The sequence below is a fragment of the Microvirga arabica genome (assembly GCF_016811235.1).
GTDB classification, from domain to species: domain Bacteria; phylum Pseudomonadota; class Alphaproteobacteria; order Rhizobiales; family Beijerinckiaceae; genus Microvirga; species Microvirga arabica.
In genome coordinates, this window is the sequence record NZ_JAFBID010000204.1 from 1 (window position 1) to 1,055 (window position 1,055).

2 protein-coding genes are annotated in these 1,055 nt (G+C 64.5%); both read left to right on the forward strand.

Translation table 11 applies throughout. The annotated features are described in order from the left end of the window. Positions 1 to 77: 77 nt before the first annotated feature. Positions 78 to 500, forward strand: a complete 423-nt coding sequence (locus JQC81_RS32475; RefSeq protein ID WP_203275869.1) for a helix-turn-helix domain-containing protein — start codon at positions 78 to 80, stop codon at positions 498 to 500. Continuing rightward, positions 389 to 1,039 (forward strand): IS630 family transposase, encoded by a 651-nt coding sequence (locus JQC81_RS32480; RefSeq protein ID WP_203275870.1) that lies wholly within the window; start codon positions 389 to 391, stop codon positions 1,037 to 1,039. The genes JQC81_RS32475 and JQC81_RS32480 overlap by 112 nt, the downstream gene beginning before the upstream one ends. Positions 1,040 to 1,055 lie beyond the last annotated feature (16 nt).

Consider the following 1,055-nt stretch of genomic DNA (forward strand, 5'->3'; position numbering starts at 1 on the left):
CTAAAGCGGATTGCGAGCTGGTTTAAATCCAAAGCAATGGGTTGAGCGTTGAAGAGGTGTTGGTGCAGGAGATCATCATGCCCCAGCCCTATTCCGCCGATTTGCGCGAGCGCGTTCTGGTTGCCTATGAGCACGGAGAAGGCACTCAGGTGGCGATTGCCCACCGCTTTCGCGTGAGCCCGGCCACTGTCTGCAATTGGGTCCGCCAGGCTCGCCAGGACGGCCGGCGCAGGCCTAAGCCGCACCGCGGCGGACCTGCCGGTCGGCTGGGTCCTGCTGAGCTGGCGCTGCTGCAAGACCTCGTGGCTGAGACCAACGATGCTCGCCTGGACGCGTATGCCGAGCGCCTGTTCGCGCTCACCGGCAAGCGCGTCAGCCGTCCGGTGATGTGCCGCACGCTCCAGCGGCTCAAGCTGCGTCCGAAAAAAAGACCCTCCGGGCAGCTGAGCAGGACCGGTCCGAGATCGCGGCTGAGCGTGAGGCTTATCGCCAGCAGATGAGCGAGCTTCCCGTGGACCGCCTGGTGTTCCTGGACGAAAGCGGGGTGACCACCAAGATGGCCCGTACTCACGCGCGAGCCCCACGTGGGCAACGCGCCTACGGGTCAATCCCGCTGGGCTCGTGGCAGCGGCTGACGGTCTTGGGCGCGCTCGCGTGTGAGGGCCTGATCGCCACGATGAGCATCGAGGCGTCGACCTCCACGCCGGTGCTGCTGGCCTACCTCGAACAGGTGCTGGTGCCCAAGCTCCAGCAGGTGAAGCCGGATGCTATTCTGGTGATGGACAACCTGCGCCCGCATCACGCCACCGAAGTGCGGGACCTGCTCGCCCGAGCCGGGATTGGACTGCTGTACCTGCCGCGCTACTCGCCCGAGTTCAATCCGATCGAGCCGGCCTGGGGCAAGATGAAAGAGCGGCTCAAGGCGAAAGCGCCACGCACTCTTGAAGCCTTGGAAGCGGAACTCAAACCAGCCCTCGACACCATCACCGCACAGGATGCCCGAGGCTGGATCAGGCACGCCGGCTATGCCCTACACTGATCCGCAATTCGCTTTA